The sequence below is a fragment of the Flavobacterium sediminis genome (assembly GCF_003148385.1).
Lineage (GTDB): Bacteria > Bacteroidota > Bacteroidia > Flavobacteriales > Flavobacteriaceae > Flavobacterium > Flavobacterium sediminis.
The window spans coordinates 2,573,820-2,598,904 of sequence record NZ_CP029463.1 but is presented as its reverse complement, the minus strand read 5'-3'; the positions used below and the strand labels follow the sequence as shown (position 1 = coordinate 2,598,904).

General features: G+C 35.1%; 26 protein-coding genes and 1 pseudogene. 20 read left to right on the top strand and 7 right to left on the bottom strand.

Features of this window, described 5'->3' with window-relative positions:
* Positions 1 to 10 precede the first annotated feature (10 nt).
* Complete coding sequence (gene ccsA / locus DI487_RS12020) at positions 11 to 3,148, bottom strand: cytochrome c biogenesis protein CcsA (RefSeq protein ID WP_109569871.1); 3,138 nt, start codon at positions 3,146 to 3,148, stop codon at positions 11 to 13.
* Positions 3,149 to 3,252: 104 nt separating this feature from the next.
* Positions 3,253 to 3,984, bottom strand: coding sequence for a biotin--[acetyl-CoA-carboxylase] ligase (locus tag DI487_RS12015; protein WP_109569870.1), 732 nt, complete (start codon positions 3,982 to 3,984; stop codon positions 3,253 to 3,255).
* Between the two features lie 95 nt (positions 3,985 to 4,079).
* Between DI487_RS12015 and rsfS the strand changes: the two genes are divergently transcribed.
* The 8 genes from rsfS to DI487_RS11975 all read left to right on the top strand — a co-directional run bounded on the left by rsfS (position 4,080) and on the right by DI487_RS11975 (position 10,293).
* Positions 4,080 to 4,451, top strand: coding sequence for a ribosome silencing factor (gene rsfS / locus DI487_RS12010; protein ID WP_109569869.1), 372 nt, complete (start codon positions 4,080 to 4,082; stop codon positions 4,449 to 4,451).
* A 2-nt stretch (positions 4,452 to 4,453) separates the two neighbouring features.
* Positions 4,454 to 6,454 (top strand): ATP-dependent zinc metalloprotease FtsH, encoded by a 2,001-nt coding sequence (ftsH, locus tag DI487_RS12005; protein WP_109569868.1) that lies wholly within the window; start codon positions 4,454 to 4,456, stop codon positions 6,452 to 6,454.
* Between the two features lie 107 nt (positions 6,455 to 6,561).
* The gene (locus DI487_RS12000) at positions 6,562 to 7,176 is read left to right on the top strand and encodes a lactate utilization protein B/C (RefSeq protein WP_109569867.1); all 615 of its coding nucleotides are present in this window, start codon (positions 6,562 to 6,564) and stop codon (positions 7,174 to 7,176) included.
* A gap of 1 nt (position 7,177) precedes the next feature.
* Positions 7,178 to 7,996 (top strand): phosphatidate cytidylyltransferase, encoded by an 819-nt coding sequence (locus DI487_RS11995; RefSeq protein WP_109569866.1) that lies wholly within the window; start codon positions 7,178 to 7,180, stop codon positions 7,994 to 7,996.
* The gene (locus DI487_RS11990) at positions 7,986 to 8,636 is read left to right on the top strand and encodes a phosphatidylserine decarboxylase family protein (protein WP_109569865.1); all 651 of its coding nucleotides are present in this window, start codon (positions 7,986 to 7,988) and stop codon (positions 8,634 to 8,636) included. The genes DI487_RS11995 and DI487_RS11990 overlap by 11 nt, the downstream gene beginning before the upstream one ends.
* 1 nt (position 8,637) lies before the next feature.
* The gene (locus DI487_RS11985; protein ID WP_109569864.1) at positions 8,638 to 8,934 is read left to right on the top strand and encodes an acyl-CoA-binding protein; all 297 of its coding nucleotides are present in this window, start codon (positions 8,638 to 8,640) and stop codon (positions 8,932 to 8,934) included.
* Complete coding sequence (locus DI487_RS11980; RefSeq protein ID WP_109569863.1) at positions 8,931 to 9,704, top strand: superoxide dismutase; 774 nt, start codon at positions 8,931 to 8,933, stop codon at positions 9,702 to 9,704. The genes DI487_RS11985 and DI487_RS11980 overlap by 4 nt, the downstream gene beginning before the upstream one ends.
* A 16-nt stretch (positions 9,705 to 9,720) precedes the next feature.
* Positions 9,721 to 10,293, top strand: a complete 573-nt coding sequence (locus tag DI487_RS11975) for a uracil-DNA glycosylase family protein (RefSeq protein WP_109569862.1) — start codon at positions 9,721 to 9,723, stop codon at positions 10,291 to 10,293.
* Between the two features lie 23 nt (positions 10,294 to 10,316).
* Here DI487_RS11975 and rocD read toward each other — a convergent pair whose 3' ends face one another.
* On the bottom strand, positions 10,317 to 11,561 hold the full coding sequence (gene rocD, locus DI487_RS11970) for an ornithine--oxo-acid transaminase (protein ID WP_109569861.1): 1,245 nt from the start codon (positions 11,559 to 11,561) through the stop codon (positions 10,317 to 10,319).
* A gap of 175 nt (positions 11,562 to 11,736) precedes the next feature.
* On the opposite strand from rocD, the gene rlmD reads away from it, so the two are divergent.
* The 5 genes from rlmD to DI487_RS11945 all read left to right on the top strand — a co-directional run bounded on the left by rlmD (position 11,737) and on the right by DI487_RS11945 (position 15,982).
* On the top strand, positions 11,737 to 13,152 hold the full coding sequence (rlmD, locus tag DI487_RS11965; protein ID WP_109569860.1) for a 23S rRNA (uracil(1939)-C(5))-methyltransferase RlmD: 1,416 nt from the start codon (positions 11,737 to 11,739) through the stop codon (positions 13,150 to 13,152).
* Between the two features lie 25 nt (positions 13,153 to 13,177).
* Positions 13,178 to 13,666: a DUF6452 family protein gene (locus DI487_RS11960; RefSeq protein ID WP_109569859.1), complete on the top strand. Its 489-nt coding sequence runs from the start codon at positions 13,178 to 13,180 to the stop codon at positions 13,664 to 13,666.
* The gene (locus DI487_RS11955; protein ID WP_109569858.1) at positions 13,638 to 14,327 is read left to right on the top strand and encodes a DUF6048 family protein; all 690 of its coding nucleotides are present in this window, start codon (positions 13,638 to 13,640) and stop codon (positions 14,325 to 14,327) included. The genes DI487_RS11960 and DI487_RS11955 overlap by 29 nt, the downstream gene beginning before the upstream one ends.
* Before the next feature lie 15 nt (positions 14,328 to 14,342).
* The gene (locus tag DI487_RS11950; RefSeq protein ID WP_109569857.1) at positions 14,343 to 14,798 is read left to right on the top strand and encodes a GNAT family N-acetyltransferase; all 456 of its coding nucleotides are present in this window, start codon (positions 14,343 to 14,345) and stop codon (positions 14,796 to 14,798) included.
* A 152-nt stretch (positions 14,799 to 14,950) separates the two neighbouring features.
* Positions 14,951 to 15,982 carry a glycosyltransferase family 9 protein gene (locus tag DI487_RS11945; protein ID WP_109569856.1) on the top strand — a complete coding sequence of 344 codons (1,032 nt, stop codon included), beginning with the start codon at positions 14,951 to 14,953 and terminating at the stop codon, positions 15,980 to 15,982.
* An 11-nt stretch (positions 15,983 to 15,993) separates the two neighbouring features.
* Here the strand turns inward: DI487_RS11945 and DI487_RS11940 are convergent, their stop codons facing one another.
* Positions 15,994 to 16,227 carry a hypothetical protein gene (locus DI487_RS11940; protein WP_109569855.1) on the bottom strand — a complete coding sequence of 78 codons (234 nt, stop codon included), beginning with the start codon at positions 16,225 to 16,227 and terminating at the stop codon, positions 15,994 to 15,996.
* 23 nt (positions 16,228 to 16,250) lie between these two features.
* Positions 16,251 to 17,401, bottom strand: a pseudogene (locus DI487_RS11935) (THUMP domain-containing class I SAM-dependent RNA methyltransferase).
* 118 nt (positions 17,402 to 17,519) lie between these two features.
* Here DI487_RS11935 and DI487_RS11930 point away from each other — a divergent pair.
* From DI487_RS11930 to DI487_RS11900, 7 genes are all read left to right on the top strand, one after another.
* Positions 17,520 to 18,263, top strand: a complete 744-nt coding sequence (locus DI487_RS11930; protein WP_109569854.1) for a class I SAM-dependent DNA methyltransferase — start codon at positions 17,520 to 17,522, stop codon at positions 18,261 to 18,263.
* A gap of 3 nt (positions 18,264 to 18,266) precedes the next feature.
* Positions 18,267 to 18,977, top strand: coding sequence for a ZIP family metal transporter (locus DI487_RS11925; protein WP_109569853.1), 711 nt, complete (start codon positions 18,267 to 18,269; stop codon positions 18,975 to 18,977).
* Positions 18,978 to 19,085: 108 nt separating this feature from the next.
* Positions 19,086 to 19,904, top strand: coding sequence for an N-acetylmuramic acid 6-phosphate etherase (gene murQ, locus DI487_RS11920; protein WP_109569852.1), 819 nt, complete (start codon positions 19,086 to 19,088; stop codon positions 19,902 to 19,904).
* Positions 19,905 to 19,925: 21 nt separating this feature from the next.
* Positions 19,926 to 20,393, top strand: a complete 468-nt coding sequence (locus tag DI487_RS11915) for a hypothetical protein (RefSeq protein ID WP_109569851.1) — start codon at positions 19,926 to 19,928, stop codon at positions 20,391 to 20,393.
* A complete protein-coding gene (locus DI487_RS11910) occupies positions 20,393 to 20,623 on the top strand; it encodes a DUF6095 family protein (RefSeq protein ID WP_109569850.1) in 231 nt (76 codons plus the stop codon). Before DI487_RS11915 ends, DI487_RS11910 begins: the two co-directional genes overlap by 1 nt.
* Positions 20,607 to 21,185, top strand: coding sequence for a DUF1572 family protein (locus DI487_RS11905; protein WP_109569849.1), 579 nt, complete (start codon positions 20,607 to 20,609; stop codon positions 21,183 to 21,185). The genes DI487_RS11910 and DI487_RS11905 overlap by 17 nt, the downstream gene beginning before the upstream one ends.
* Before the next feature lie 21 nt (positions 21,186 to 21,206).
* Complete coding sequence (locus tag DI487_RS11900) at positions 21,207 to 21,575, top strand: DNA topoisomerase IV (protein WP_109569848.1); 369 nt, start codon at positions 21,207 to 21,209, stop codon at positions 21,573 to 21,575.
* 105 nt (positions 21,576 to 21,680) lie between these two features.
* Here the strand turns inward: DI487_RS11900 and DI487_RS11895 are convergent, their stop codons facing one another.
* Entirely contained in the window at positions 21,681 to 23,477 is a 1,797-nt protein-coding gene (locus tag DI487_RS11895; protein WP_109569847.1) for a cytochrome-c peroxidase, read from the bottom strand.
* Positions 23,478 to 23,479: 2 nt separating this feature from the next.
* On the bottom strand, positions 23,480 to 24,931 hold the full coding sequence (locus tag DI487_RS11890) for an alkaline phosphatase PhoX (protein WP_109569846.1): 1,452 nt from the start codon (positions 24,929 to 24,931) through the stop codon (positions 23,480 to 23,482).
* Positions 24,932 to 25,085 lie beyond the last annotated feature (154 nt).

The window sequence follows — 25,085 nt, the reverse complement described above, 5'->3', positions numbered from 1 at the left end:
TTTTTTGTTGTTATTTACTTTTCAAATGTTTTCGATATTGTGACAGTGCTAACAATCCTATAGCAATTACAACTATCAGAATATAGAAATAATAAGTCACATTTTGTCGTTCACCGGAAGCGTAGGAATGTAATCCACTCAAATGGAAGTTAACTCCCACGTAAGTCATCACAATTGATGCAAATGCTAATACACTCATAAAATTAAAAGCCCATCTTCCTCTTAAACCGGGAACCAAACGAGCGTGTATCACAAAAGCATAAACCATAATACTGATCAATGCCCAAGTTTCTTTCGGATCCCAACCCCAATAGCGTCCCCAACTTTCATTTGCCCATTGCCCTCCTAAAAAGTTTCCGATCGTTAACATCACTAAGCCTATAGTTAATGCCATCTCATTGATATAGCTCAATTCTGCTATAGCTAATTTTATTTTGGATTTGTTTTTACTATTTGTAAAGATCATTAAAAATAAAGCGACCAGCCCTAAGATCATTCCTAAAGTAAACGGACCGTAACTTGCCACAATAACTGCTACGTGGATCATTAACCAATACGAATTTAAAACCGGTTGCAGGTTTCCGATCTGAGGATCTAACCAGTTTAAATGGGCTACCATTAAGATCATTGATGCCACAAATGCTGTAGAAGCCACTGTCATTTTAGATTTTCCGAATATCAATCCAAACAACATTGTTGCCCAGCCAACATAGATCATACTCTCATATGCATTACTCCACGGTGCATGTCCTGAAATATACCAACGGGCGATTAACCCTAAAGTATGCAGTATAAAGCAAATAAAAATGAAACCGTGAAATAGGTTTGTTCCAGCATTGATCCATTTTTTAGAATAGAACAATTGAAGAATGGTAAAAACCAACATTATAATTCCTCCAAAAAGGTAATAATAGTGTAGCTTTTTAAAAATATCATACTTATTGTACAATACTTCCGTTTCAATCTTTTTATCAGACAACATTACCTGTGCTCCATAGGTTTTTTGATATTTTTGCAAACCTGTCAACAGACTATTCGGTAGCTTATAATCTTTAGAAATAGCTGATTTTGTAACAGCGTCTAAATAAAACGGCACAATATTTTTAATTGAATCCAGTTGCGTTCCTGTCGGTTCATTGATTTCCAGAAAGGAAACCCACTTATTATTCGGGTCGTTCGGAATCGGAAAAACTTTTAAAATATCACCGCTCAAAGCTGAATGTAATAGATTCACTTTTTGGTCGGCATCGATAAAATCCTTCTGAAACTGGTTAGGCACAGCCTCTCTGTAGGCGTCGTCTAAAAACGATGCTAATTTATAATTGCCTTTTTCGTCAAAAAAATCGATCAACGAAGCATATTTTGCACCCTTCTCTACTCCTATTATTTTACGAATACTATCATTTCCTCTTTTTAGATAAATGACCGGCAATGAAAACCAATACTGCGGAAATTGTGTCATGGAAATAAAGGCCTGATCTGCATCCATACCTTTATATGTATCGCTTTTAGAAACTTTACGAAGCAATTCTGAAGCAAATGTATTGATTGGCTTCATTCTTCCTCCCTGGTCTTGAATTACGACCTTACCGAACTCTTCAGCATGTTCCGGAGAAACCTTATATTTCTCTAAAAGTTCCAAAATCTTTTTCTCATCACTCGGAATATGTTCATGAGTACCCTGAGCCTGAACCCCTAATGTAAATAATGAAACAACAACTAAGGTTAAAGCTTTCTTTTTATTCTTGATCTGTTTGATTTTTCGTTTCAGATCACCAAAACGAGTATTTTTTCCGAAAAGAATCATAATTAATCCGAAATACAATAAAGTATATCCTATATAGGTTATCCATGTTCCCCAAAAATCGTGATTTACAGAAAGGTTTGTCCCTTTTTCATCCGGATCAAAACCAGCCTGAAAGAAACGGAATCCTCTGTAATCTAAAATATGATTCATAAACACGCTATCTTTAAATACTTTATTTTCTTCATTGTCCGTTATTGACAACTTACTTTTATAAGCGGAATAACTCTTTTCCGTTCCCGGGTATTTATCTGCAATAAAATCTTCTAACTTGATTGAGAACGGTAATTCATAAACCTTGCTTCCGAAGAATAACGTAAAATCTAATTTCCCAAGAGTAACCGTTTGTGGTATTCCCATTTTTCCACGGGATCCTACAAGAGTAAATTTTTCTTCCTGCCCCTGTGATTTTACTTTTACCATTAAAATATCATCCGATTGCTTGTCCTTAAAGTTATTGTTAGAAACATAGGCTACTTTTCCTCTTTTTGCCATTTCAGGAAAAACGAACTGCGCACCGCCAACATTATATAATGAACGTAAAAACAATACCTGAACAGAGTCTTTCGGAAGATTTCCTTTATATTGGTCTGCCATTCTCATAAAATCACCTTCAAAAGGCGACTGGATAAAATAAGCATCATTTTGCAGTGTAACATTAATTGCTCCTTCTGTATATTTATTAAATGCAAATAATACATTATGGATATTCTGTACTTCTCCTTCTTTCAAAAAATGGTCGTGACGGCTTCCCCCTCCTGATTCCACCATTTTAAGATACAACTCACCGTTTTCATCTTCCTCAATGGTCTCGGTTCCGTTCATGACATAATCTTCGTATTCAATCGTAAAGGGAATGCTATTGAAATCGCCTTTAACCGTAAAATTATTATGGGTCACAGGAGAAAGATATAATGCTTTCTCATACGTTTTACGCTTCATTTCGCCCTGATAATCGCCATCGACAAATGCTGTTAAATACGGTTTATCAGAATACACTCTGCTTTCCGTTTCTCCTTCACGGATAGGCATCATTCCTTCATAACTAATATAACGAGTAATAAATGCTCCTATTAAGACAAAAATGAAGGCTAGGTGTAATAACAGAACAGACCACTTCTCTTTTTTATACAATTGATACCTTTTTATATTCCCTATAAAGTTGATCACAAAAAACACCATGATCGCTTCAAACCACCAACTATTATAAATAATTATCCGGGCTGTATCAGTATTATAAGCATCTTCAATAAAAGTTCCGGCTGCCATGGCTGCTGCAAAAACTAAAAATAAAACAGCCATTAATCGGGTAGAAAACAAAAAAGAGAATATTTTTTTATCCATTTGGAGTATATCGTAAAGTTAGTCTGGATGCAAATGTACTTAAAAACAAAAAAAATACCTGTAATTTAACAAAGCTTTACTAAGTTTTAAGAAATACGTTTCTTTTAATAGTACATTTTAACTTCTTTCACATCAAAAGTTCTCACAGAATCATCTTCAAGCTGTATACACAACTTTCCTTCTCTGTTCACCTCCTGTATAATCCCCATAAATTTACCTGATTCAGCGCTCTCAAATACAGTAGGAACTCCTTTTCTAAACAGAAAATCGTGGTATTTGTTCCAGATCTCATCCTCATTCAGTTCTACAGAATCTGAAAAAAAAGACTGCATTTGCTCCATGATTGCTAGTAATATTTCTTCTTTAGAAAACGTTCTATCCTTAATCATTTTTAAAGAAGCTGCTTGTGGCAAATGAGGAAAATGATCCTGATTTACATTCAATCCTATTCCTATTACAGAATATATACTGCCATTACTTCTGAAAAAATTTTCAACCAAGATACCGGCAATTTTCTTATTCCCTGACAAAATGTCGTTTGGCCACTTTACTTTAACATTCGGTATGTCAAACTTTTTTAGTGCCTCAATCACACATAGCGGGACTATAATATTCAACAGAAACAGATCGTGATGTTGCTGTACAAAATCTTTCAAAAACACACTGAATGTAAGGTTCTTACCTTTTTCAGAAGACCAACCGTTACCTCGCTGTCCTTTTCCTTTAAACTGATCTTCCGTAACCACAACCGTTAAATTATCTACTTCATTATGAAGAGCCATCTCTTTTAAAAAAATATTAGTCGAAGCTGTGGCATTGAGTTTGATGATATTCATCTTGGTAAAAAATGAGAGAATTTATTTTAATCTTATGTTAAGTTTCAAAAGTAAATACAAAAAATGATAACTTTGCATAAACTTAAAAATTTTAGATGACGAAGCAAAATTATAGTACAGACGATTTATTAGCAGTTATAATCAAAGGGATTGAAGATGTAAAAGGAGCTGATATCGACATTTTAGATTTAAGAGAGATAGAAAATACAGTTTGCGATTATTTTATTATATGTAACGGAAACTCAAACACTCAAGTTGTAGCAATTGCAAACTCCATCCAAAAAAGTGTTTCCAAAGAATTAAAAGAGAAGCCTTGGCATGTAGAAGGAATGGAAAATGCCGAGTGGGTTTTAATTGATTATGTAAATATCGTAGTACACGTTTTCCAAAAACACATTCGTGAATTTTACAGCATAGAAAGCCTTTGGGGAGATGCAAGAATAACTTCAATCGACAGTAAATTTTAATCATGGCAGAAGACAACAAGAATAAGAATAACAACAATAAAAATAATCAAGGTTTCAATTTCAAATTTAATCCTTGGATATTTTATGGTTTTTTCATCAGTATCTTTATCATCATTTTTGTATTTGGTAATGGTCTGAATTTTAACAATCCGAGACCCATTTCTTTATCTAAATTCTATCAGTATTTAGATTCTAACCAGGTTGATAAAGTAAGTTTTTCGAATACAAAAGCAACAATTTATCTTAAAGAACAAGCTTTACAAGATTCAGTTCATAAACTAGTCAGCAAAGATGTTTTCAATAAACTGAATACAAAAGGACCGCATTATTTCACAGAAATCGGCGATCTGAAAGATTTTCAGGAAACGCTTAGAAAAGCACTGGAACAAGGAAAGATCTCAGAATATACCAAAGAACCGGAAAGTATGTGGGGAGAATTATTATCTATTCTTCTTCCGTTTTTACTGATCGGGGCTTTATGGATCTTTATGATGCGACGAATGTCGGGAGGTGCCGGAGGAGGCGGTGGTCAAATTTTCAGCATAGGAAAATCGAAGGCTAAACTGTTCGATGAAAAGAACGATGTCAAAGTAACTTTTGCTAACGTTGCCGGATTAGAAGGAGCCAAAGAAGAGATTCAGGAAATTGTTGAATTTTTGAAAAATCCTGAAAAATATACCTCTATTGGTGGTAAAATCCCTAAAGGAGCATTATTGGTAGGGCCTCCGGGAACCGGGAAAACTCTATTAGCAAAAGCTGTAGCCGGTGAAGCTAAAGTTCCTTTTTTCTCTTTATCAGGTTCTGATTTCGTAGAAATGTTTGTAGGTGTAGGAGCTTCACGTGTAAGAGACCTTTTCAAACAAGCTAAAGAAAAAGCGCCTTCCATCATTTTTATTGATGAGATAGATGCTGTAGGTAGAGCCAGAGGTAAAAACAACTTCTCAGGTTCAAATGATGAAAGAGAAAATACTTTAAACCAGTTATTAACTGAAATGGATGGTTTCGGTACCAATACTAACGTAATTGTATTAGCCGCTACCAACCGTGCCGATATATTAGACAAAGCACTACTGCGTGCAGGACGTTTTGATCGCCAGATCTATGTTGACCTACCGGACATCAGAGAGCGTAAAGAAATATTTGAGGTTCACTTAAAACCTATCAAAAAAGCAGAAGACATCGACACTGAGTTCTTAGCTAAACAAACACCTGGTTTTTCAGGAGCTGATATTGCTAATGTATGTAATGAAGCAGCATTGATTGCTGCCCGAAAAAACAAAAAATCAGTTGACAAGCAAGATTTCTTAGACGCAGTTGATCGAATTATAGGCGGACTTGAAAAGAAAAATAAGATCGTTACACCGGAAGAAAAAAGAGCTATTGCCATTCATGAGGCCGGTCACGCCACTGTAAGCTGGATGCTTGAATATGCAGCTCCACTGGTTAAAGTCACTATTGTTCCTCGCGGACAAAGTTTAGGTGCAGCCTGGTATTTACCGGAAGAAAGACTTATTGTCAGACCGGAACAAATGCTGGATGAAATGTGTGCCACTATGGGCGGTCGTGCAGCTGAAAAGGTAGTTTTTGATAAAATTTCAACCGGAGCTTTAAGTGACCTTGAAAAAGTAACCAAACAAGCCCGTGCCATGGTTACGATCTATGGTTTGAACGACAAATTAGGTAATATCACGTATTATGACTCATCAGGTCAAAACGATTACAACTTCTCAAAACCATATTCTGAGGAGACCGCTCAGGTAATTGACAAAGAAATTTCTACTGTAATTGAAGGCCAATACCAAAGAGCAATTGCTATCCTTACCGAAAATAAGGACAAATTAATCGAATTAGCTGATATTTTGATTGACAGAGAAGTTATCTTTAAAGACGATCTGGAAAAAATATTCGGCAAAAGGCCTTTTGAAAAAGAGGTACATTCGGCTGAGACTGATATCAATAGCAGAATAAACAATGCTACTGAAAACACAGAAAAATCAGAATAATACAAAAAAATCACAAAATTTTAAAAAATCTTGATTCTTACTATACTTTGAATCAAGATTTTTTTATCTTTGAATTTCACAAGAGAAAACACTCCAGCTAAAAATACATGAGTCTTTTTAGAAAAATTTTCGGTTCAACAAGCGATACATCTAAGAGTAATAAGGAAAAGGAAAAAGAAGAAGAAAAAAGCCCTTATACTCCTGAGGTGAAATTGCCTATTGATGAAATGTTTACCTATCATTTTAAGAAAAACGGCGGTAAGTTTATCTATTGTGAAAACCTTGAAGAAGTTTCTGAAAACTTTATTAATATTTTAGAAGAAAACGATTGGTTTGAAAAAGAAGCGCTATGTTTTGACAATCGGCTGAATTATCTTTTAGACGAAAATAAACTTCCTCATACCAATACTAAGAATCCTGCCTTTATCTTATCGTCTTGTGAAAACCTTATTGCAGACGAAGGCTCTATTTTATTCTCATCCAACCAGTTTAAACATTTTAAGCCAAACGAATTACCGACTGACATGGTGGTTTTTGCAACAACCAGCCAACTGGTCAATACAAAAAGTGACGGTCTAAGAGGAATTAAGCAAAAGTATGATCGGGAATACCCTACCAATATCACAACTATTAAATATTTTGAAGAAGTAAAAGAACAGGACTTCTTACATTATGGTAGCTGCCATAAAAACCTGTATTTACTTTTACTTGAAGATCTTTAGAATGAATGAAACTTTAAAAAGAGGCATTACCGGTGCTGTTTATGTTACCTTACTTTTAAGTTGCGTTTTGTACTCAAAAGAAAGCTTCTATTTATTGTTCGGTTTTTTTTTACTCGTAGCCGTTTTTGAATTTTGCCGATTAGTCTCTATCAACAAATGGATTCCTTTAGTATCATCATTGCTCATTTATAGTTTTTTCTATAATGCAACGTTCAATCCTATACTAGATTCTATCATAACCGGTTTTACAATAGCAATATCCATTCGCTTATTACGATTCCTATTCAATGAAAATGCTCAGGAATTATCCATTTTCTCTAAATACTATTATCTGTTCGGATATGTTATTTTCCCTTTTGTGTTGTTGACCAAAGTACCTTTGGGTGCCAGTGGGTACAACCCGAAAATATTAATTTCGATTATTGTTTTGATCTGGACCAATGACACTTTTGCATACCTGATCGGAAAAAATTTCGGAAAAAGAAAATTATTTCCTAGTATTTCACCTAAAAAGACTATTGAAGGATTTATTGCCGGTATCCTGTTCTCAATCATATGCGGTTATTTTTTGGCAAAATTCTACATACATACCAAACAATTCTACTTTTGGATCATTATAGCTTTAATTGTTAGTATTTTCAGTACTTTAGGCGACTTAATCGAATCAAAATTTAAACGTATCGCCGGAGTAAAAGACAGTGGTAAAATAATGCCGGGACACGGAGGTATACTAGATCGACTAGATAGTATTATATTTGTAGTCCCGTTTATATATTTATTTTATTTAATTTTAAATATTTTAAAAAGTTATGTTTCATAAAGAAGGTGGCAAAATTATTTTCATAACGCTATTAGTCGTTGTCGGTATTATTTTCGCTAGTGATTACCTGATTGCTATAGAATGGCTTAAAAACAGTATTATTGTTTTAGCAATTGTATTTTTAATTTTAATCTTACAATTCTTTAGAAACCCTAAAAGAGAGGTAGACAACAGCGACAATCATATTTTAGCTCCGGTAGACGGAAAAGTAGTCGTAATAGAAGAAGTTTACGAACCGGAATACTTTAAAGACAAACGGCTGATGGTTTCCATCTTTATGTCGCCTTTAAACGTACACGTAACCCGTTATGCAGTAAATGGTATTGTTAAATACAGTAAATACCATCCGGGAAAATACTTAGTAGCTTGGCACCCGAAAGCAAGCGAGGAAAACGAAAGAACCACTGTGGTAATCAACAATAGAATTTACGGAGAAGTTATGTACCGCCAGATCGCCGGAGCATTAGCCCGCAGAATCGTTAATTATGCTGTGGAAGGTATGCGCGTTATTCAGGGAAAAGATGCCGGCTTTATCAAGTTCGGTTCTCGTGTTGATATTTATTTACCCCTTGGCACTCCTGTAGATGTTAAATTAGGACAAAAAGCAGTAGGTGCTAAGACTGTTATTTGTAAAAAATAGAATGAGTACAAAAGATTTAGATACTTTATTTGATGAAGCATTTGAAAATGCCAATTTAGTTCCGAAAGAATCTGTTCCTCAGGACGTTCAACTGGTACTCTACGGGCTCTACAAACATGCTATTTCAGGAAGAATTAATGAGTCTTCATCTAATGATGTTAATGATCTCGGGGAAGATTTAAGAAATGCTTTTAAACTGAATGCATGGATGCAGATAAAACATCTGAGCATTGAAGAAGCCAAACAACGTTATATCGATATCATTAATCAGTTGATGAGAGAAAGAGGATTGCTATGATCAAACACATACTAATGGCTTTATGCTTTTTATCTTTACTTTCTTGTAATGATAACAGCAATCTAGTTGAAGTTCAGATTCCGGAACCGGAAGTCATTGTCCAAACAAATTTTGCTGATCCCCGTAGTTTCAAAGCCACAGGATTACCTTTTAAACTAAGTCCCGTGGAATATTCATTTGATACTTTCCCTGATTTTATAGACGGAAAAACTTTTGAATTCCATTATTCCAATATCTACTTAAGTTATACCAATAACCTCAACAAACAAGTAACTGAAAAAAATTGGGAAACTAAAAAAGCAAGTCAGATTTGCAAAGAAATCAATCCCGAAGATACTACTTTCCTTAATTTTGCCGGAGGATACTATAACCACAGCTTATTTTTCGAGACACTATCTCCTAAAAAAGATACTAACCCGTCAGAAAGTTTAAATAATGCCATTGATGAAAATTTCGGCTCCGTTGAGAACTTCAAAAAACAGTTCATACTAAAGGGTATCAACACAAAAGGATCAAACTGGATTTGGCTTGTTTTAAACAACGATCAAAAATTAGAGATCACGATCACGCTAAACGAGGAAAATCCGCTAATGCAAAAAAGCACCGTCAAAGGTTTTCCCCTACTCTGCTTAGATCTGTGGGAACATGCCTATTTACTAAACAACAACCCTAGCAAAAAAAATTATATCGAAGCCTTTTTCACTTATGTAGATTGGAATAAAGTTTCAGAAAGATACGAGCAGCTTACTGCTGTTAATCCGCAATCATAGCGGATTTCTTTATAAAATGAAGCCTCTTTTAAACGAAATAAAAAGTTGTACGATTTGTAAAGACAATTTGCCTTTAGGTCCTAACCCCGTTTTAACAGTACATCCTAATGCAAAAATAGTTATTGTAGGACAAGCCCCGGGAATCAAAGTACACCAAACAGGCATACCGTGGAATGACGCTAGCGGCAAAGAACTGAGAAGATGGTTACAAATAGGCGAATCTTTATTTTATGACGAAAAACAAATAGCAATTATTCCTATGGGATTTTGTTATCCGGGAAAAGGAAAATCCGGCGACCTACCACCACGCCCGGAATGTGCATTGCATTGGCACAAACCTTTATTTGATTTACTCTCCAATGTAGAACTAATTCTTTTGATCGGTCAATATGCTCAAAACTACTATTTAAAAGATTCAAAAAAAACCTTGACGGAAAACGTTAAAAACTATCAGAATTTTTTACCGCGATATTTTGTTTTACCACACCCCTCACCTCGTAATCGAATCTGGATGAAGAAAAACTTTTGGTTTGAAGAAGAAGTGATTCCCGTTTTAAGAGAAAAAATAAGTACTATTCTAAAAAAATAAATCCCGATTACTCGGGATTATTTTTATTTTTCAAATTCTTGAAGTGTTTTCGTAATAATAGAGATACAATCTAGTAATTGCTCTTCCGTCATAACTAACGGTGGTGCAAAACGAATGATATTCCCATGAGTCGGTTTTGCCAATAAGCCGTTTTCAGCCAATTTTACACAAATATTCCAGGCCGTTTCGCTTTCTTCAGTATCATTAATCACAATAGCATTCAACAAACCTTTTCCTCTTACCATAGTAACGGTATTACTGGTCTTAATGTAATCCTTTAATTTTTCTCTAAAGATCACTCCTAAGCGTTCAGCATTATCGGCAAGTTTTTCTTTTTCAACTACATTCAATGCTGCAATTGCTACAGCAGCCGCTAGCGGATTTCCGCCAAATGTAGAACCATGCTGTCCGGGTTTGATTACGTTCATAATAGCATCATCTGCCAATACCGCAGAAACCGGATAAACACCACCAGAAATAGCTTTTCCTAAGATCAATACATCCGGCTGAACATTCTCATGCTGAACAGCTAACAATTTTCCGGTACGCGCAATTCCGGTTTGAACTTCATCTGCAATAAACAAAATATTATGCTTTTCACACAACGCTTTTGCTTTAGCCAAATATCCTTCTGACGGCACATAAACTCCGGCTTCACCTTGAATCGGTTCCACCAAGAAACCGGCTATATTTGATGAAGACTGAATCGCTTGTTCCAATGCTTCTATATTGTCATACGGAATTTTAATAAAGCCTGCTGTATACGGACCAAAATTCTTTCTGGCATTCTCATCATTTGAGAAAGAAATGATCGTAGTCGTTCTACCGTGAAAATTGTTTTCGCATACAATAATCTGTGCTTCATTTTCATTGATTCCTTTTTTCTCATACGCCCATTTTCTACAGATCTTGATAGCGGTTTCAACAGCTTCAGCTCCTGTATTCATCGGTAAAACTTTATCAAAACCGAAATAGTCTGCTACAAACTTCTCATAAACACCCAATTTATCATTATAAAAAGCTCTTGAAGTCAAGGTTAAGGTTTGAGCCTGATCTGTTAATGCCTCTATAATTTCAGGATGACAATGTCCTTGGTTCACCGCAGAATAAGCTGAAAGGAAATCGTAATATTTTTTTCCTTCCACATCCCAAACAAAAACACCTTTTCCTTTACTCAATACAACAGGTAACGGGTGATAATTATGGGCACCGTATTGGTTTTCCAAAGCAATAGCTTCAGCAGAGCTGATTTTTTCTAAAACTGACATTTTTTTAATATTTAATTAAATAAACTGCAATTCCTTCTTTATTCGGAGAGAAATCATCCTTGTTGTTAGCAAAAATACAAAAAATAAGATTGCTTTTTATAGATAAGTGAAGGCATGTATACATTTTTTATTCTAAAAAATATTAATATCAAAAGCAATACTTTATTTTTGCGTTATGAGAAAGAGACGTAGCGAAAAAATTGTTTTCGAAAATATAGAAATTTTAGATGCAGGCGCAAAAGGAGTTTGCGTGGCAAAAGCTCCGGATGGTAAGGTAATTTTTGTACCGAATGTTGTTCCGGGTGACATCGTAGACATTCAAACGACTAAAAAGCGTAAAGCGTATTACGAAGGAAAAGCGACTCAATACCATGAACAATCTTCTTACAGAGTAGAACCTGTTTGCCAGCATTTTGGCTATTGCGGCGGTTGCAAATGGCAAAATATGTCCTATGATCGTCAGCTTTTCTACAAAAATCAGGAAGTAGAAAACAACCTGAAACGTATCGGTAAGATCGAACTGCCGGATTTCGAACCTATTCTTGGTTCTGAAAAACAATTCTTCTATCGCAATAAAATGGAATTCGGATTCTCTAACGCCCGCTGGATGACTGATGAGGAAATCAAAAGCGGCGTGGAATTTGAATCTAAAAATGCTCTAGGATTTCACATCCCTAAAATGTGGGACAAGATTTTGGATATTGAAAAATGTCACTTGCAGCAAGATCCGTCAAACGCGATCAGAAATGAGATCAAACAATTTGCTACGCAACATGGCTTAGCCTTTTTTGACGCGCGCAATCAGGAAGGTCTTTTGCGTACTTTAATGATCCGAACAGCTTCGACCGGTGAGATTATGGTTTTGGTTCAGTTTTACAAAGAAGACCAAAATGATAGAGAATTACTTTTAGATTTTATTGCTGAACGTTTCCCGGAAATTACCTCTTTATTGTATGTGATCAACAGCAAAGCAAATGATACGTTGTATGATCAGGATATAAAACTATATAAAGGGCGTGATTATATCTTAGAAGAAATGGAAGGCTTGCATTTTAGCATTAATGCAAAATCATTCTACCAGACCAATTCTGAACAGGCTTACGAATTATATAAAATTACCCGGGAATTTGCCGGATTAAGCGGAGAAGAGCTCGTTTATGACCTATATACCGGAACCGGAACTATTGCGCAATTCATTTCCAAAAAAGCTAAAAAAGTGATTGGTGTAGAAGCTGTACCTGAAGCTATTGATGATGCAAAAGCTAATGCCGAACGCAATAATATTACCAATTGTGAGTTCTTTGTAGGAGACATGAAAAACGTATTCAATGATGAATTTATAGCTACTCACGGGCAACCGGATGTCATAATCACTGACCCGCCCAGAGACGGTATGCATAAAGATGTTGTTGAACAAATTTTGAAAATTGCCCCGAAACGTGTTGTTTACGTAAGCTGCAACAGTGCTACACAAGCCAGAGATCTGGCTTTGATGGACGAAAAGTATAAAGTGATCCGTGTGCGACCGGTAGATATGTTTCCACAAACGCACCATGTGGAAAATGTTGTACTTTTGGAGAAAAGACATTAAAAAAACAGGTTTTAATATACCGTAGATGAAGAAATATAGTATTATAAGTTTAATGATCCTTTTTGCTGTTTCATTCTGGAATTGTGAAAAAGACGACCTTTGTGCTGACGGAACAGTTACTACCCCTCAATTAGTTATTGAGTTCTATGATGCCACTAACACAACCGAAATAAAAGAAGTTACAGGTATTGCTTACTTCGAAACCTCCGTGAACGATACCCTCTCGGAATCTTCCGTAACACAGATCTTGCTTCCGTTAAAAACCAATGCCGATCAGGTCACTTTTAAACTCATTTTAAACGGTAATGATGAAGATACTTCAGATGATATTGAAGATATTCTTACGATAGATTATACCAGAGAGGATATTTACATATCAAGAGCCTGTGGTTATAAAACTAATTTTAACCTCACCGGAGTTACTCTTAATTCTACTAATTGGATTAACAACTATACCATTGAACAATCCAGCATAACTAACGAAGATGAAGTACACCTTAAATTATATTTTTAGTTTTATCGCACTTATTTTGGTCACACAGATCAATGCACAGGACTCCATTAAAACGTATCCTCAACGTTACGGATTGCGTATAGGAGTTGATTTACATCGTTTATCAAAATCTTTCTATGATTCAAATTATAAAGGTTTAGAATTAGTTGGAGATTATCGCCTGACCAATAAATTCTACATTGCAGGTGAAATCGGTAACGAAGAAAAAACCGTTGATGACGACCGTTTTAACTTTACAACAAACGGTTCATACTTTAAGATCGGTTTTGATTATAATGCTTACGAGAACTGGCTGGATATGGAAAATATGATCTATACCGGAATGCGGGTAGGTATCAGCACTTTTTCACATACTCTGGACAGCTATAAAATATATGATCCTCTTAATTATTACGGAGAGAACATTGTTACTCCGGGACAAAAATTTGATGGGTTAAGTGCCAGTTGGATCGAAGTTATCGGCGGTATTAAGGCTGAACTATTTAATAACGTGTTCTTAGGCTTTTCTGTCCGCTTAAATTATTTGGTTTCCAATAAAAAACCGGATAATTTTGATAACCTTTTTATTCCGGGCTATAACAGAACCTATGAAGGTAAATTCGGAGCAGGATTTAATTACACATTAAGTTATTTCATCCCTATTTACAAGAAGAAAAAATAATTTTCATATTCTCAAATGATAGAGATCAAAAGTTTTCAGCCGGAATATAGAGAAGCTTTCAAACAATTAAATCTTCATTGGATCGAAAAATATTTCAAAGTCGAAGACCCCGATATTAAAGCACTCACCCATCCCGAAGAATATATTCTAGAAAAAGGAGGTGAGATCTTTACCGCTCTGTACAAAAAAGAGCCGGTGGGAGTTGTCGCTATTATAAAAGTCGATGACACTACCTACGAATTAGCTAAAATGGCTGTAGCAGAGAACCATCAGGGAAAAAGCATTTCTAATTATTTAATTCAGGCTTGTATTGCTTATGCTAAAGATCATAAGGCACGTAAAATCATTCTGTATACGAACTCTTCTTTAAAACCGGCCATTCATCTTTACAAAAAATTCGGTTTTACGGAACACCCCATTGAAAATAATCAATACGACAGAGCAGATATTTATATGACGCTGGATTTATAACTTTTATCCGAATACATTACTTAGACTCCTTAAAAAATATCTTTACTGTAAAAATTACAGAGTATTATTACCAAAAAGTTAACAATCTACATTTATCCGTAATTAATCATTAAAAAATATTAAATTTGAGGCTATCCCAAAAACTTTATCTAATGAGTAACCTGGCAAAAATTAATATTTTCAGAAGAAAAATAACGAAAGGATTAACCCGGAATATCGGTAAAAATCGATTTATCGTTAAAGGTGTTACCCCTAAAAAAATCCTGATTGTCAGACCTAATCACCGTCTTGGAAATACATTACTTATTACGCCTCTTATTTTGGAAATATCAAAGCAGTTCCCGGACAGTAAGATAGACTTATTCGTTAAAGGTACGGTAGCCAATGTTCTTTTTGAAAATTACACTCAAGTAGATCAAATTCTATGTCTCCCTAAAAAACATTTTAAAGAACTTTTTTTATATTTCAAAACCTGGTTCAGACTAAGGCTAAAAAAATATGACTTGGTGATCAATACAACAAAAGGTTCGTCATCCGGAAGACTGGCGACTAAACTTTCCAGAGCTCCTTACAAATTTTACGGAGAAATTGAAGACAATCCATACAACAAACTACCGGATTATGAACATTTTGCTAAATTTCCGGTCTACAATTTCTGGGCGTATTTAGAACTTTCCGGAAGAGCAATCCCGGAAAAAAACATTCCTGTTTTATCGTTAAAACTTTCTGCTGAAGAGTTGCAAAACGGACAAGAGAAACTACATGAAATCATTCCCGACAAAAACAAACCTACTATTGCCATTTTCACTTTTGCTACAGGAGACAAATGTTATTCCGAACAGTGGTGGGAAAAACTATACCAAGCTATGTTGGCAGAATTCAAAGATTACAACCTGATTGAAATTCTTCCTGTTGAAAACATTTCTCAGATCCAGCATAAAGCACCTACTTATTACAGTAAAGACATCCGTGAAATTACAGCCGTAATGGCTAATACAAGTATCTTTATCGGTGCTGATAGCGGTATGATGCATTTATCCGTTTCTAGTGGTACCACGACAATCGGTTTATTCCATGTAACTGACCCGACCCGTTATGGCCCTTACGGCAATAAAAATTGCAGTTTAAACACAACCGGTTTATCTACTGAAGAAATTATAAAAGAGATCAAAGATCGATTATAGATCATAGATTATTACTTCACTTCTTTAATTCCTTTGACAAACAACCATTTCATAAATATCTTATCTCCTTCAGCTGTTTTGAGAAACTGAAATTTAGGAGACAAGAAAAGGGATACTGCAAATGCTATTATCTTTGGCCAAAAATCTTCCATTTTAAGAAGATTTGCTCCTATGAACCATGTTGGCACAAAAAAAGCGATAAAGCCTGCCAAATTATATAAGAATGCTTTTGTCTTTTTACTCATAATTCTATTTTTCTTCTGAGAGCTTAATTAAACTTTGCTTTCTTGCTCCCCTCGTACATTTCATATTTTACCAAACGAGCTTCTAATTTCCCGTTGAACAGCTTTATTTTTCGCGAAGGTCTTAAGCCTACAAATTTTAAAGCTTCGAGATTTGAAGTAATAAACCACGCATTAGTATTAGGATAACCTTGTTTCAACGTGTCTCCTATTTCTCTGTAAAAACGTTCCATGTCAATATCCAGACGTTCTCCGTAAGGCGGATTAAAGACCATGTGCAACGGTCCGTCAGTCTCTTTTTTCGTTTCAAAGAAATTAGCCTGACTTATCGTTACATAATCGTCAAGATTGGCATTTTTCAGATTGTCTTTTGCTTTATGAACAGCACTAGGCGCTTTATCATATCCCGTAATGGTATAGTGAAACTCTTTAGTCTTTTTCAATAATGATTCTAAAATAGTATCAAACAACTCACTGTCCCAGTCTTTCCATCTTTCAAAAGCAAATTCTTTTCGGTTGATATTAGCCGGTATGTTACATGCTATCATAGCAGCTTCTGCCAAAATAGTTCCGCTCCCGCACATCGGATCCATAAAATGAGAATTACCATCCCACCCGAAAGCAATAACATTCCTGCTGCCAGAACCTCATTTATAGGGGCTATGTTTGTAGCTGTTTTATATCCTCTGTGATGCAAAGAAGCTCCTGAGGTGTCTATAGAAACCGTACACAGATCACGATCAATATGCACATGAATACGCAAATCCGGAAATTCTTTATCAATACTCGGACGTTTCCCTACCGATTCTCTAAACTGATCCACCACCGCATCTTTAGCTTTTAAAGCTACAAACTGGCTGTGATTGAATAATTCCGAATGTAACGTTGTCTCAATCATGAACGTTTGATTCTCATTCAAATAATCAGACCAATCAATACTTTTTACCCCTTCATACAAGCTTTTTTCGTTGAAAGCTTTAAAAGTTTTCAATGGTTTCAGGATCTTTAAGGCAGTTCGCAAAGCCAAATTGGCTTTATACATAAACCCTTTATCTCCTAAAAAACTAACCATACGGGTTCCCTGTACTACTTTTTGGGCTCCTAATTGTTGCAATTCTTTCGCTAAAATCTCTTCAAAGCCAAAAAAAGTTTTGGCGATCATTTTAAAGTTTTCCATCTGTTCGACCGTAAATTCAATACCCTGCTTAAATTCAAATTCTAAATACCTGTATCTTATATCAGAGTTGTGCAAAAATACATTAAATTTGCAAGACTAATCGGCTAGAGAAAGAATAATGACTGAAAATACAAAATCAAACACTCAAAATTGGTTTGCATCTTGGTTTGATACGCCTTATTATCATATTTTATACAAAGACAGAGATTATAATGAAGCACAGCACTTCATGGACAATCTAACGCAATATCTGAATTTACCTGAAAATGCTAAAATATTAGATCTGGCCTGCGGAAAAGGCAGACATTCTATTTATTTAAACTCTTTAGGTTACGACGTTACCGGTATTGATCTTTCAGAAAACAGTATCAAAGAAGCATCAAAAGCTACTAATGAAACTTTGCATTTTAAAGTTCATGACATGCGTTTACAATCTGACGAAAAATACGATGCTATCTTTAATTTGTTTACCAGTTTCGGATATTTTGAAGATGACACTGACAATTTAAAAACCTTAAAAGCTATTCATAATAGTTTGAACGAAACAGGATTTGCCTGTATTGACTTTATGAATGTGGATTATGTGATTGAACATTTAGTACCGGAAGAAACCAAAGTAGTGGAAAACATTGAATTCCATATCAAAAGATATGTAAAAGACAATCATATTTTTAAAGAGATTGACTTTTTTGCAGACGGCTATCAGCACCATTTTGTAGAAAAAGTACAAGCTTTACGTTTAGAAGATTTTGAATCCATGATGGAAGAAGCCGGAATTTATCTATTAGATATTTTCGGCAACTACAAATTGCAAAAATTCTTTAGAAAGCAATCAGAACGTTTAATTATGATCTTTAAATAAAATATGCCTTACTCAATTTATATATTCCCCTTATTATCCGTTCTATTAGGATATGCCGTTGCCCTGTTTTTAAAGCCTAAAAATAAGCGCAATCTAAAACTTTTATTAGCTTTTAGTGGTTCCTTTTTATTATCCCTTACTGTAATGCACTTACTTCCGGAGGTCTATGAATCTGATTTACAACACATCGAAGGCCACCACCATCACCACCATAGTGCTGTGGGTATTTATATTATGATCGGGATTGTATTTCAAATCATTCTGGAATATTTGTCTAAAGGTGCCGAACACGGTCATGTACATACTCATGATCATCTTCACAAAATGCCTTGGTTATTATTTTTCAGTTTATGTATACATGCATTATTAGAAGGAATGCCTATCAGTAATGACAATCATTTGGCTTTCGGCATTGCAATACACCACTTCCCTATCGCTATAATTTTGACCTCCTTTTTTGTGAATGCCCATTTAAAAGCTAAAGCAATTTTCTTCTTTATGTTCGTATTCGCTTTTATGACTCCCATAGGAACTTATTTAGCCGAGAACCTTGAATTCCTAACCCATTATTACACTCAGATCGCAGGAATTGTAATTGGTATTCTATTTCATATCTCATCTACTATTATTTTTGAAAGTAGTGAAGGACATAAATTTAATCTTGCAAAATTGAGTGTCATCATTTTAGGAATTATTTTAGCCTATTTTATGTAAACAGGAAACAAGTATAACCGTTTTTATTGATCTTCAATCAAAAAACATTTCTATCATATCACTCAAATCAAATTTCTTTGTAAATTAGCTACCAAACCGAGCTGACTTATGAGTTTTACCAAAACTACCGAACAAACTTCAAAATACAACCATTTGGAAAAAATGTCGGTTGCTGATGTATTGACAAATATCAACAATGAGGATAAAACCGTACCGTTTGCTGTTGAAAAAGCCATTCGTCAGATAGAAAGCTTAGTGACAGCTATAACTGAACAGATGAGAAAAGGAGGGCGTTTATTTTACATCGGAGCCGGTACTTCCGGGCGTCTGGGAATTGTAGATGCTTCTGAATGTCCGCCTACATTTGGCGTTCCCTTTGATCAGGTTATCGGTTTAATTGCCGGAGGAGATACCGCTATAAGACGTGCTGTTGAATTTGCCGAAGACGATACCGAACAAGCCTGGGAGGACTTACGAGCCTGTAAAATAAATGAAAATGATGTTGTCATTGGAATTGCAGCTTCCGGAACTACTCCTTATGTGATCGGTGGACTGGAAAAATGCAATGCAAATCACATTACAACAGGATGTATCACTTGTAATCAAGGTAGTCCTTTAGCTCAAGTTGCTAAATTCCCTGTCGAAATAGTAGTAGGTCCTGAATTTGTTACGGGAAGCAGCCGTATGAAAGCCGGAACAGCTCAGAAACTAGTCCTGAACATGATCTCTACAACCGTTATGATACAACTAGGTCGTGTTAAGGGCAATAAAATGGTAGACATGCAACTGAGCAATACTAAATTAGTCGACAGAGGTATTAAAATGCTTATAGAGGAACTAAACATTACTTATGAAAAAGCACAGACGTTGTTAGAAAAACACGGTAACGTTCGCAATGCGATCAACCATTATCAATCTTTAAAATAATTTAATAAACCCTATATCAATATGAAAACTTTCTTATTTGCCCTTTGTTTCCTTTTTACAGGATTAGCTTTTGCTCAAGAAATCAAATACGAGGACAATAAATTTTTTGTCAATGACAGTTTGGTATATAAACATGAGATCAAAAAAATATTAGCTGCGAATGAAGACGCTTTAAAACTTTATAATAAAGCTAAAACAAGACAATCAATAGGAGGTATATTATTAGCTTCCGGTTTAGGATTGTGTGTTGCTGATGCTGTAATGGGATTAACTACGGACAACAGAAGTTACCCTAAAGCTCTGACTGTAGCAGGTGTGGTCGTTGCAGGTATATCTATTCCTATTTTATCAGGAAACAAAAAACGTATTGAAGAAAGTATCAATACTTATAATGCTGCTTTACCTGAAAAAGAAAAAACCTTAGGCTATAATTTTGATGTTAAATTAATTACCAATCAGAACGGAATTGGTTTCCATATTAATTTTTAATGGCTACAAATAAAAAAATACTATTAAAAGGTATTAGAGTCTTAGCACTGTCTTTACCCTTACTCTTCATCGGACCTGTGGTAATTAACAGTGCTTTTAAAAACAAAGAGAATCCTTTGTATCCTTACGTTTTAGGATTAGGAATTATTATTTGCGGATTTTCAATTTTTTTGATTTTCAAAGGCATTAATACCCTGATTAAAAGCTTATTTGATGGCGATAGATCCTAAGAATTATACCGAAAGTGTTTATAAGCAAATGTTGTATTACAAGGCACTTGCCGAAAAAGCCATGGAACAAATTTCTGAAGAACAATTATTTGTATCGTATAACGACAATAGTAATTCTATAGCATTAATTATAAAACATTTAGCCGGTAATATGCTTTCCCGTTGGACAGATTTTCTTACAAGCGACGGGGAGAAAGAATGGCGTAACCGGGATGCTGAGTTTGAAAATGATATTAATTCTAAAGAAGCAGTAATGGCTCTCTGGAATAAAGGCTGGAACGTTTTTTTAGACACCCTTAAAAGTTTAAAACCGGATGATCTGAGTAAAATTGTTTACATCCGCAATCAGGGACATACTGTTGTTGATGCAATAAACAGACAACTAGCTCATTACCCTTACCACGTGGGACAAATCGTGTTTTGTGCTAAATTGCTTAAAGAAACAGAGTGGAATAGCTTATCCATTCCGAAAAACAGATCAAAAGATTACAATGCTGAAAAATTTTCAGAAGAAAAAAGGATAAAGCATTTCACTGATGATGAATTAAAGAACTTAAAATAGCCTGAGAACCTTATCTTAAAAATGAAAAAACTTCTACTACTTATACCTTTTATTATGGCTTCTTGTTACAATCAGAAGCGCAATTGTACTGACTTTAAGACCGGTAAATTTGAATTTTCACAGGAAATTGACGGTAAGACCGAAACTTCCGTCTTTGTTCGTAACGATTCTTTGCAAATAGAAACGTTCAGAGGTAAAACAGATACCTCTGCTGTCAGATGGATCAATGATTGTGAATTTGTCCTGCAAAAATTACACCCTAAAAACAGAGCTGAGAAAAAAGCAATACACATGAAAATAGTGACCACTAATGAAAACGGTTATATTTTTGAGTATGCTTTTATAGGTGATACTAAAAAGCAACGGGGAACTGTAAATCGGCTAAATTAAGAAAAGCATAATCAATTAATATAAGCTTATATCTAATAAAAGAAAAACCCACAAGATCACTAAGTGTACCTTGCGGGTTTAAAAAAAATAACAACAACAAAACGTTTACTTTAACCCGTCGGTTAAAGTATGTAAAAACATTACTAAATTTTCTTTTTCCTGAGAAGTTAACTGCAAATTATCAAAAGGCAAAGTCTGGTATTCCAGATCAAAACCTAACCCTTGTCCGCCTCCTTTATTATAAAAATCAATTACTTCTTCTAAATTCGTATAAACACCATTGTGCATATAAGGTGCTGTTTGAGCGCTGTTGCGTACCGTAGGCGTTTTAAAAAAATATTTTCGCTGTTCAGTTTTAAACAAGTTGTATCTTCCTTTATCATCATCTAAAACCGGATGTATCGTATCTTTTGTTTTAGGCACTCCTAGTAATTCCAGTTCTGATTCTTTATAAGCCATAGGAACAGTTCCGTTAAACAACGGTGCAAAATGGCAGGTTGCACATTTTCCTTTTCCCATAAAAACATTAAAACCGTTTATTTCTTGCGGAGTGAGAACAACTTCTTCTGATTGCATACTTTGATCAAATTTTGAACTAAAAGGACTCAATGAAGCGATATAAGATGCTATTGCTTCACGGATCAGAACATTTGACACCTCTTCGCCAAATACCTGTTGAAATTTTTCCTGATACGTTTTATGCTCCTTTACCTTTGTTTCTACCGTATTTAAATTCGTATGAAACTCATTCGGATTCTCCACTACATCTATAATTTGTCCTTGTAAACTTCCGGTGCGCTTGTCGTGAAAGAAGCCTTTTTGTAAAGCTGCATAAAAAAGTGTCGGAGAATTTCTGTTCGTCCCCGGTGATTTTGCTAAACCATCCGTTAAAAAAAGCTCTTGTTTATGGCAACTTGCACAACTTAACTGACCATTACCGGAAAGTGTCGAATCTTCAAAGAGCATTTTTCCTAAAGTGACTTCTTCCTGTTTTAACTTAAAATCAGGCTTATCCATAAAATAGCCGACATTAAATGTTGTGTTCGCAAACAAATTATCTGCATCATACGCTATTGCCTGCTGAAACGGGAAAGTCACTTTCCAGTCCTGAACCGTTTTTTGCCATAACTTCAGCTTTGAGTGTACGTCATCCTTATAATACTGATAGAAATTAAAAGTATCAAATTGAGACGTTGCTAATTTTTTTTGTGTCCCCTCAATTTGGCTTTGCCAATTTTGCACCAATTCTTTTTGATTAAATTCGGAGGTATAAACTGTAATGATCTTTAAAACTCCGTCGTATACCCAACTTACTTCCTGTAAAGTTTGAGCACTTTCAGGCACATCAAATGCTGTAACACCTAAAAGAGAAGCCCGTAAAAATCCATCCCGAATCATCCATAATACCTGATGCGGCTTGACAAATTGCAGGGAATGATTTTTTCGCAAAAATTTTACCCTTTGACTGGTTTTATAAATTAGTTCTTTCAAAGCTTTTTCATCGGGGTTATCACCATATAATGATTCCTCTATTACCTGAAAGCCAACCGGGTTTTTAATTTTTATATCTGTCGCATCTTCTTCGTCAATCTTTAGCAAATTGGCCTGATTGAGATAATTGTAATTCTCAAAATCCAAAAAAGCTAAAATCGGTTCAATTGTTTTAAAAGCTTTTCTTGCTTTCCAGAAATGTTCTTTTTTTTCAGCTATATCTTGTGTCAATACTATTGAATCTAACTCTTCAAAAGTATTTTCTAGCTGCTGCTTATAAAATTGTTCCAACACAACCTTTTCCTCTTGCGGTTCAAACTCCTTTCGATCTGTACAACTCACAAAAGATGGGAAAAGGCTATATAAACATATAGCCTTTAAGGAAAAGGAAATAATTAACCTTTTTTTCATTTTTATCTTTCTAATCCTTTGATTATATGCAAAATACTACCCTCACTTGAAGTTGAGTTAGGATTTGCATTCACATCTGTAAAGGCAGGATCTGTCCAACCGTGGTTTTGTGTAATGATCAAGAATGTCCCTTCAATTCCTACAGTATCAGAAATGTCGATCATCCCTGTTAACTCCCAAACACTTGAAGCAGAACCATAACCTGCAGCTTCAGCAGTATTCTGATCACATTCTAAAACAACTTTTAAGGCTCCTGTTTGAATATTATATTGGTACAATTGTGCAAAGTGAGTTTTATCTGCTGTATCAAAATAACCGTTCGGATCTTCCTGGATGTACACATAATTATCCGTTACACATAAATTATCAGGACTGTGGAATTGTTTTGCAGCACCTGTAGCATTATCTCCGTCTAACACACAAGTAATCGTACCTGCCAACGGACTGTTAGCATCCAATACTACTTTATAGATACGCCCGTAAGAAGTTCCTTTACCCACTAAGCCACTACTTTTACGACCGGTAACGGCAAAGTAAAACTCTCTGTTATTTGCTCCTGAACCTTTTCTGTAATCAATGTCTTCTACTCTTGAGAATCCCATGATTCCTAAAGCTGCTGATTCATTCTCTAATTCGTTATAAGTTCTCTCTGTATATTCTACGAATTCTACGTCATACGACTGACCTTCCTGCATATCCATTTCGTAAGTAACACCTGCTGTAGTCACTTTTAATCCATATAAGTTTCCTCCAGCCAAATCACCTCGGTTCCCTACATACATTGCTAACTGTCCTTTCGGTGTGTTATTATCTGCCTTATCGTCTCCGATAATCACTACTGTTTTATCCGTAAAAGCATCTTTTCCCAGTGGTACTGCATTTTCAGTATCCCATTGACCTAAAGCCGGTAAAACAGTACCTAATTCAGCATCTTCAGCATTTCTGAACGGATCCGTTGCAAAAACGTTTTTAGAAGAACCACCCCATTCTCCACCTGATAGATATAATGGTCCGAAACCATGTTCTTCCGGAGTAATTAAAGTTCCTGAACACATTGCTGTATTAGCTGTAGCTGCTGCATTCAATATGTATTCTCCTTTTACAGGTTTAAAAGTTTTGTCTAATGAAATTCTTGAAATAGAATAATCAGCTTCAATATTGTTGATTAAGGTAAAAGTCCCGTCATCATTCTTAAGCAAACCCGCTCCGTCAGCCATTGAACCATAAACGAAGTTAGGTGAATCTACTAATTGATCTTCTGAACTTAATAAAGAGTAGATCTGAAGGTTTTCAAATCCTGTTTTTTTGGTTAAGAACACCGGTGTTTCTGAATGACTGGCTAAAACCGGTTGTAAGTTAGGTTCTGTTGTAGCAGATGAATCATCATCGTTGTTACATGATGCCATAATCCCCGCTAATGCTAAGATCGACAATAATTTTGTGTTGGTTTTCATAAGGCTTTTATAGTTTGATTAATTGTCGCAAAACTAAATCTCAGAGATTAAATCAACATTTCCTTATTCTTACAAAATAGAAACTAAAACATTACGAAAAGGTTATCGTAAATATAATTTGTAAACTTATCTTTAACAAAAAGAAAAACCCGAA

Excerpts from the sequence above, each read along its gene's own strand:
- ccsA (WP_109569871.1), bottom strand. The coding sequence starts at position 3,148 with ATGGATAAAAAAATATTCTCTTTTTTGTTTTCTACCCGATTAATGGCT.
- DI487_RS12015 (WP_109569870.1), bottom strand. The coding sequence starts at position 3,984 with ATGAATATCATCAAACTCAATGCCACAGCTTCGACTAATATTTTTTTA.
- rsfS (WP_109569869.1), top strand. The coding sequence starts at position 4,080 with ATGACGAAGCAAAATTATAGTACAGACGATTTATTAGCAGTTATAATC.
- ftsH (WP_109569868.1), top strand. The coding sequence starts at position 4,454 with ATGGCAGAAGACAACAAGAATAAGAATAACAACAATAAAAATAATCAA.
- DI487_RS12000 (WP_109569867.1), top strand. The coding sequence starts at position 6,562 with ATGAGTCTTTTTAGAAAAATTTTCGGTTCAACAAGCGATACATCTAAG.
- DI487_RS11995 (WP_109569866.1), top strand. The coding sequence starts at position 7,178 with ATGAATGAAACTTTAAAAAGAGGCATTACCGGTGCTGTTTATGTTACC.
- DI487_RS11990 (WP_109569865.1), top strand. The coding sequence starts at position 7,986 with ATGTTTCATAAAGAAGGTGGCAAAATTATTTTCATAACGCTATTAGTC.
- DI487_RS11985 (WP_109569864.1), top strand. The coding sequence starts at position 8,638 with ATGAGTACAAAAGATTTAGATACTTTATTTGATGAAGCATTTGAAAAT.
- DI487_RS11980 (WP_109569863.1), top strand. The coding sequence starts at position 8,931 with ATGATCAAACACATACTAATGGCTTTATGCTTTTTATCTTTACTTTCT.
- DI487_RS11975 (WP_109569862.1), top strand. The coding sequence starts at position 9,721 with ATGAAGCCTCTTTTAAACGAAATAAAAAGTTGTACGATTTGTAAAGAC.
- rocD (WP_109569861.1), bottom strand. The coding sequence starts at position 11,561 with ATGTCAGTTTTAGAAAAAATCAGCTCTGCTGAAGCTATTGCTTTGGAA.
- rlmD (WP_109569860.1), top strand. The coding sequence starts at position 11,737 with ATGAGAAAGAGACGTAGCGAAAAAATTGTTTTCGAAAATATAGAAATT.
- DI487_RS11960 (WP_109569859.1), top strand. The coding sequence starts at position 13,178 with ATGAAGAAATATAGTATTATAAGTTTAATGATCCTTTTTGCTGTTTCA.
- DI487_RS11955 (WP_109569858.1), top strand. The coding sequence starts at position 13,638 with ATGAAGTACACCTTAAATTATATTTTTAGTTTTATCGCACTTATTTTG.
- DI487_RS11950 (WP_109569857.1), top strand. The coding sequence starts at position 14,343 with ATGATAGAGATCAAAAGTTTTCAGCCGGAATATAGAGAAGCTTTCAAA.
- DI487_RS11945 (WP_109569856.1), top strand. The coding sequence starts at position 14,951 with ATGAGTAACCTGGCAAAAATTAATATTTTCAGAAGAAAAATAACGAAA.
- DI487_RS11940 (WP_109569855.1), bottom strand. The coding sequence starts at position 16,227 with ATGAGTAAAAAGACAAAAGCATTCTTATATAATTTGGCAGGCTTTATC.
- DI487_RS11930 (WP_109569854.1), top strand. The coding sequence starts at position 17,520 with ATGACTGAAAATACAAAATCAAACACTCAAAATTGGTTTGCATCTTGG.
- DI487_RS11925 (WP_109569853.1), top strand. The coding sequence starts at position 18,267 with ATGCCTTACTCAATTTATATATTCCCCTTATTATCCGTTCTATTAGGA.
- murQ (WP_109569852.1), top strand. The coding sequence starts at position 19,086 with ATGAGTTTTACCAAAACTACCGAACAAACTTCAAAATACAACCATTTG.
- DI487_RS11915 (WP_109569851.1), top strand. The coding sequence starts at position 19,926 with ATGAAAACTTTCTTATTTGCCCTTTGTTTCCTTTTTACAGGATTAGCT.
- DI487_RS11910 (WP_109569850.1), top strand. The coding sequence starts at position 20,393 with ATGGCTACAAATAAAAAAATACTATTAAAAGGTATTAGAGTCTTAGCA.
- DI487_RS11905 (WP_109569849.1), top strand. The coding sequence starts at position 20,607 with ATGGCGATAGATCCTAAGAATTATACCGAAAGTGTTTATAAGCAAATG.
- DI487_RS11900 (WP_109569848.1), top strand. The coding sequence starts at position 21,207 with ATGAAAAAACTTCTACTACTTATACCTTTTATTATGGCTTCTTGTTAC.
- DI487_RS11895 (WP_109569847.1), bottom strand. The coding sequence starts at position 23,477 with ATGAAAAAAAGGTTAATTATTTCCTTTTCCTTAAAGGCTATATGTTTA.
- DI487_RS11890 (WP_109569846.1), bottom strand. The coding sequence starts at position 24,931 with ATGAAAACCAACACAAAATTATTGTCGATCTTAGCATTAGCGGGGATT.